The sequence below is a fragment of the Acetobacterium fimetarium genome, assembly GCF_014284475.1.
Taxonomy (GTDB): Bacteria; Bacillota; Clostridia; order Eubacteriales; family Eubacteriaceae; genus Acetobacterium; species Acetobacterium fimetarium.
On sequence record NZ_WJBC01000045.1, the window covers coordinates 1 to 6,245 of the forward strand.

At 43.9% G+C, this 6,245-nt stretch carries 6 protein-coding genes; 2 read left to right on the forward strand and 4 right to left on the reverse strand.

Going from position 1 to position 6,245, the window contains the following annotated elements:
* The coding region (locus tag GH808_RS15220; protein WP_207722359.1) for a hypothetical protein at positions 1-182 on the forward strand (182 nt) is incomplete at its 5' end.
* A gap of 34 nt (positions 183-216) precedes the next feature.
* Here the strand turns inward: GH808_RS15220 and GH808_RS14725 are convergent.
* The 4 genes from GH808_RS14725 to GH808_RS14740 all read right to left on the reverse strand — a co-directional run bounded on the left by GH808_RS14725 (position 217) and on the right by GH808_RS14740 (position 5,324).
* Entirely contained in the window at positions 217-2,178 is a 1,962-nt protein-coding gene (locus GH808_RS14725) for a polysaccharide biosynthesis protein (protein ID WP_186843547.1), read from the reverse strand.
* Positions 2,179-2,271: 93 nt separating this feature from the next.
* A complete protein-coding gene (locus GH808_RS14730; protein WP_186843548.1) occupies positions 2,272-3,024 on the reverse strand; it encodes a tyrosine-protein phosphatase in 753 nt (250 codons plus the stop codon).
* Between the two features lie 64 nt (positions 3,025-3,088).
* Positions 3,089-4,255 carry a nucleotide sugar dehydrogenase gene (locus GH808_RS14735; protein ID WP_186843549.1) on the reverse strand — a complete coding sequence of 389 codons (1,167 nt, stop codon included), beginning with the start codon at positions 4,253-4,255 and terminating at the stop codon, positions 3,089-3,091.
* A gap of 61 nt (positions 4,256-4,316) precedes the next feature.
* The gene (locus tag GH808_RS14740; protein WP_186843550.1) at positions 4,317-5,324 is read right to left on the reverse strand and encodes an NAD-dependent epimerase; all 1,008 of its coding nucleotides are present in this window, start codon (positions 5,322-5,324) and stop codon (positions 4,317-4,319) included.
* Between the two features lie 537 nt (positions 5,325-5,861).
* Here GH808_RS14740 and GH808_RS14745 point away from each other — a divergent pair.
* Positions 5,862-6,245, forward strand: a 384-nt coding sequence (locus tag GH808_RS14745) for a transposase (RefSeq protein ID WP_186843551.1), incomplete at its 3' end; no start/stop codon positions are given.

A 6,245-nucleotide genomic window follows, 5' to 3' on the forward strand; every position in this document is an offset into this window, starting at 1 on the left:
TCATTTTAGATACCTCTTGTATTCTTTGGATTTTTACCAACTGGCTGGTCAGTAATAATCTAAATTTACTTGAGGTATTTTTTATTGTCAATCCCTTGACCTATTTAAATTATACAGGAAGCTTTCTCATCATTAACAAGAAGTTTTGGGATCTACATCATCAAACGAAAATAATCGAATAAACAGAATACCCGCAGTCAAACGATCGCAGCTTGATTATTGTATTCTGACGAGTTTGTTCTTGTATTCATTTTCAGTATTCACTTCATCGCTGTTACGGTAAGTGGGCACGATATTTTTGATAAAGTTGATGAGCGCGTTTTTATCCGACGATTTCAGAATCAGCATCACTTCATCAAGCGATTTCTTGAGCATCACATAATCAATTTCATTCGGTTGGCCGACCCGGATTTTCTGGTAGCGGGTTTCGCTCAACCCTTCTTCATCCATCAGCAGTTCTTCGTACAACTTTTCTCCCGGTCTCAGTCCGGTGATCTCGATCTCGATATCTTCATTTAATTTGAGACCGGAGAGCTTGATCAAATCGACTGCCAGATCATATATTTTTACCGGATGGCCCATATCAAGAACAAAAATTTCCCCGCCCTTGGCAATGGCACCGGATTGGATTACCAGTTGGGCCGCTTCCTGGATGGTCATAAAATAACGAATAATATCCTTATGGGTGACGGTAACGGGACCGCCCTCTTTAATCTGTTTCTTGAACAAAGGCACCACTGAACCGTTACTGCCAAGCACATTGCCGAATCGGACCGCCGTAAACTTGGTCTTGCTCTGTTTTGCCAAACCCTGAATCAGCATCTCGCAGATACGCTTACTGGCTCCCATGATATTGGTCGGATTGACCGCCTTATCGGTTGAGATCATCACGAAGCGTTCGACGCAATATTCATGGGCGGCTTCCGCCACATTTTTAGTGCCAAAAACATTATTTTTAATGGCTTCACTCGGGGTCCGTTCCATCAGCGGCACATGTTTATGCGCTGCCGCATGGAAGATCACATCCGGATGATTGGTCTCAACGATCGAAAAGATCGTATCCCGGTCTCTGACTGATGCAATGATGACATCCAGATTCAGCTTTTTGCCATAATCCCTGATCAGCTCATTCTGGATATCATAAGCGTTGTTCTCGTAGTTATCAAGAATGATCAGTTTTCCGGGACTGAATCTGGCAATCTGTCGGCATAATTCAGAACCGATCGAACCGCCGCCACCGGTCACCATAATGATCTTGCCTTCAATGTAACTAGCCACTTCTTTAATATTGAGGTTCACCGTATCTCTGCCAAGCAGGTCCTCGATCTCGACGTCTCTGATTTTGCTTAAAGAGACCTGGCCATCGATCATCTCGCGAATACCCGGCGTGATCCGAACTTTCGCCTCGGTCCGATTACATTCGCCAATGATCATTCGCATCGTGGTGGAGTCCGCAGTCGGCATGGCAATGATGATTTCATTGATTTTGAAGCGATGCGAAATGCTGACGATATCAAAAGAGTTGCCAAGCACTTTGACTCCCGCAATGTTCTTATTGAGTTTATTTTCGTCATCGTCAATATAGCCGATCACCTGGCCATAGGCCGAGGCGTGATTCTTAATCTCACTGGCGATCAGCGAAGCGGTTGAGCCACTCCCAATAATCAGAATCCGCTTCTCATGTTCCTGTTTTTTGATCGGATAGTTGTTCTTGAGTCTTCTGAAAAAATGAAAACCAAACTGGATCACACCCGTGATCGTAACGGGCTGATCCTTCGGATAGTTATTCCTGAAGCCTCTGAAAAAGCGATAACTGAAGCGAACCGTTCCGGCCATGGTAATCTCGAAAAACATGCTGCTGATATAAATACCCGGGTACAGGCTCTCGCCCATATAGATCAGAAAGAGACTCCCGAAAATGCTGGAAAAAACGCCGGCAAACACAATTTTCATCAGCTCTTCCACCGAAGCGTAAGCCCATAAGCTGTTGTACAAATCAAAATACTTGTAGATCAGCAGTTTACCGATCGTATAAATAAATGCACTTCTAAAAAAGATATCCATTGTCGCTGCCGGAATATTGCCTTCATAATGTAACAAAAGAGCCAGCACAAAGGCGCTGTTCACTGCCACTATATCGGCTATGATTAAGGATACTTGTCTACTCTTTATATTCATCAAAGGTCACCTCGCTTTTTTTATAGAAACTGATAAGCCGATTTATCATCGTTTCCAGTGACAGATTTCTTTTGAGCTGGCCAAACGAATCTGCTAATATCTTTTCGGCCAGGCAAATCTTTTCGCTTTTTTTATCGGCGCGGCCATTAATTCCCGATCTTCAATCAGCAGTCCCGGATTATCGTTAAACAGCCGCTCCGCACAGGGATTGCCGAAAGTCCCGGCAACAATCTCAAAAGCCATTTTCATGACCGGCGGCCGCCCCTCGACATCATGGCCATCCGATGCCACCATGTGAACCAGACCGTCCTCTACCCATTTCAGGGCTTTTTTTCTGGTTTTTTTATCCATGATATAACCCGATGTCATCTGCATATAAACGCCATTTTTGACCAGTTCTCTGAGTTTTTCAGGTTTCTTTTCAAAAACCGCGTACCGCTCCGCATGTGCCAGCACTATTTTATATTCACTGCACTGAAGCTCCTGAATCATCATCTCATGAAAAGGATAGAAATGAAAAAACGGCAATTCCAGCAGTAGATAGCGGCTGTCGCCCATTGTATGAGCCTGCCCGTTCTTGATGCATGCATAATCCTCTTCATTTAAATAGATCTCATTGCCCAAATGTATTTTCATCTCCAGTTTTCGGCTCGCAATATAATCTTTGATCAGCCGGAATGCTTTTTCAACATTTTTATCGCGATAGAGCGTGCTATTGAAATGCGGGGTCAAGATCATTTCATTCACCCCTTCATTGCTGGCGAATGCCAGCATCCGTGCGGCCTCAGCCAGATCTTTCGCACCATCATCGACGCCCGGTATTAAATGTATATGTGTATCAATCATCACAACGCCTCTTTTTCGGTTTTCATCCCCATCACACTGGTTTCCACCCGCTCAATTCAAATAATTAATCCTTACTGAATAAATCCCGTGTATAGACTTTGTCCGGCACATCTCTGATTTCATCGGACAGTCGGTTGGCCACGATAACATCAGAAACCGCTTTGAATTCTGCCAGGTCTTTGACCACTCGGGAATTGAAAAAAGTATCCTCCTGAAGCGCCGGTTCATAGATCACAATTTCGATGCCCTTCCCTTTAATGCGTTTCATCACCCCCTGAACCGCCGATTCACGGAAATTATCCGAATCCATCTTCATGGTCAGCCGATAAATGCCGACCGTCTTTGGCTGCCTCCTGATGATCATATCGGCAATGTGGTCTTTTCGCGTTCTATTTGCATTGACGATTGCGGAGATAATGTTTTGCGGGACATCCGCGTAGTTGGCCAGCAGCTGTTTGGTATCTTTCGGCAGACAGTAGCCGCCGTAGCCAAAAGATGGGTTGTTATAATGATTGCCGATTCTTGGATCCAGACTGACGCCGGCAATGATACTCTGAGTGTCAAGGCCTCTTACTTCCGCATAGGAATCAAGCTCGTTGAAATAGGCAATTCGCAAGGCCAGATAGGTATTGGCAAACAATTTAATCGCTTCCGCTTCCGTTGATTTGGTATAAAGGATGTCGATATTTTCCTTAATCGCCCCCTGAGCCAGCAATTCACCGAAGACTTTTGCTCTTTCCGACTCCTCTCCCACCACAATTCTTGACGGGTAAAGATTGTCATAAAGCGCTTTGCCTTCCCTCAGAAATTCAGGAGAAAAGATAATATTTTCGGTCTCAAACTTTTCTTTCGTCGCTTCCGTATACCCCACCGGTACCGTCGATTTAATAATCATTACCGCCTCCGGATTGATATCCAGCACATTGGCAATGACCGCCTCCACCGACCGGGTGTTAAAATAGTTTTTCTCCGAATCATAGTTTGTCGGTGTCGAAATGATGACATACTCGGCATCCTTAAAGGCATCGTAGTAATCTTTCGTCGCCGTTAGATTCAGTTCTTTCGTCGCCAGGTATTCTTCAATTTCAGGGTCAATAATGGTGGATTTTTTGTTGTTAATCATCGCCACTTTTTCTTTGATCACATCCAATATCGTCACTTCGTTATGCTGGGCCAGCAGGATGGCGTTTGACAATCCCACATAACCGGCTCCTGCAACTGTTATTCTCATTTTTAATCCCTCCCCCCGATATATAACGTACGTAAACCATCGTTCATGATTAAATCAGTCTTTAAATTTGATAGTATTGCCGGTACCACTTCACAAATCGGCACAAACCTTCCTCAATTCCGGTATCCGGCCGGAAGTTGATCTCCCTTTCAAGATCACTGACATCCGCGTAAGTTCTTAACACATCACCCGGCTGCATATCCAGGTAGACTTTCTGTGCTTCTTTGCCGATAGCCTTCTCCAAAGCCGCGATAAACGTCATCAGCTTGACCGGATTATTGTTGCCAATGTTGTAAATCCGGTAAGGTGCAAAGCTTGTGCTGATCGGATCCACCGCTTCATCCCAGTCCGGATCGGCAACCGGCACTTTATCGATCAGTTTATCAATGCCCTTTACGATGTCATCCACATAGGTAAAGTCACGCTCCAGCTTGCCGTGATTGAATACTTTGATCGGCTTTCCCACCAGGATATCTCTGGTGAACGAATAGTACGCCATATCCGGTCGGCCGAAGGGGCCGTACACGGTAAAAAACCGTAATCCGGTCGTTGGAATCCCGTAGAGATGGCTGTAAGTGTGCGCCATCAGTTCATTCGACTTCTTCGTCGCCGCGTATAGCGATACCGGATGATCGACATTATGACTGGTGGAAAACGGCACGGTCTGATTGCCACCATACACCGAGCTTGACGAAGCATAAAGCAGATGCTTCACCGGATAGTTCCGGCACGCTTCCAGAATATTCATGAAGCCGATGATATTGGCATCGATATAAGCATAGGGGTTGGTGATCGAATAGCGAACGCCGGCCTGGGCCGCCAGATTGATCACATAATCTGGTCGCTGGTTTTCAAAAATAGCATCGAGTGCTGGTTTGTCTTTGATATCGACCCTGTGAAAGATAAAATTGCGGTATTTTTTTAAAATGGCGAGGCGATCCTCCTTTAAAACGGGATCGTAATAATCATTCATGTTATCGATTCCAATCAGCTGATGGTTTTGATCGGCCAGCAGCTGGGACAAATGAAACCCGATAAAGCCGGCTGCGCCAGTGATTAATATTTTCATCCGGTTATTACCTCAATTCATTCAGACTATATCGATGAAAATTCACACATTCATGTTTTGTAATTACCCTTTTTTTCATCACATTACCAAGGTGATGCTGATTTAAGTTTATTCCATCAAAAAAACTGAGAAGGAGCAGCCATTCAGCTCTTTCTCAGTTAAAATTTAAGGATCAGAGGGACGTTTCGGGACCTTGTGCTCTATAAGTTAGTGTCAGGCACTGCTCTCATTTATAAAAATAAAGACAGGCACATTTTACTATTTTTTTCATTAAATCACGATATATTTCACTAGTTTTTTTTATTTTTCACTAATTTAATAACTCAACTTTCCCAGCTCTAAAAATCAGCTGAGACTTTACAACAACACACTCTACAGCTTCTAAAAAACAGAAGTTGACAGAAAAATGCACCCAACGTCTGATATAATGAAAATGCAAAGTAACAAAAATCAGACAGGAAAGGTGCATACCACTATGATAAACCAAAACAACCCATCTGAACAGACAAATATTGCATTTTAAAAGCTTTTAAAGCATTGAAACTGGCAGGATTACTCCGGGATTCCGGCATCCGCAAAGCACAGGGCATAAAAGTTACCCAAGTTTTCGAATTGCTGTTACTCCTCGCGTTTCAGGGAAAAAATTTATATCGTTACCTGGATTCAAAATATCAGGAAACAGCGGCATCCAAAAATATTTACTATCGGTTTTTGAATACCTCAACTTACAACTGGCGACGGTTTCTGACATTGCTGTCTGCTAAAGTCATTTCGTCATTCAGTCGATTGACTCATCCGGATCGGATTAAGGTTTTTGTTCTTGATGATTCGGTTATCAGCCGGAACCGGAGCAAGCATGTTGAATTGCTGGCTAATCTCTATGACCACGCCGACCATCGCTTCATCAAAGGCTTTACCATG

Excerpts from the sequence above, each read along its gene's own strand:
- GH808_RS14725 (WP_186843547.1), bottom strand. The coding sequence starts at position 2,178 with ATGAATATAAAGAGTAGACAAGTATCCTTAATCATAGCCGATATAGTG.
- GH808_RS14730 (WP_186843548.1), bottom strand. The coding sequence starts at position 3,024 with ATGATTGATACACATATACATTTAATACCGGGCGTCGATGATGGTGCG.
- GH808_RS14735 (WP_186843549.1), bottom strand. The coding sequence starts at position 4,255 with ATGAGAATAACAGTTGCAGGAGCCGGTTATGTGGGATTGTCAAACGCC.
- GH808_RS14740 (WP_186843550.1), bottom strand. The coding sequence starts at position 5,324 with ATGAAAATATTAATCACTGGCGCAGCCGGCTTTATCGGGTTTCATTTG.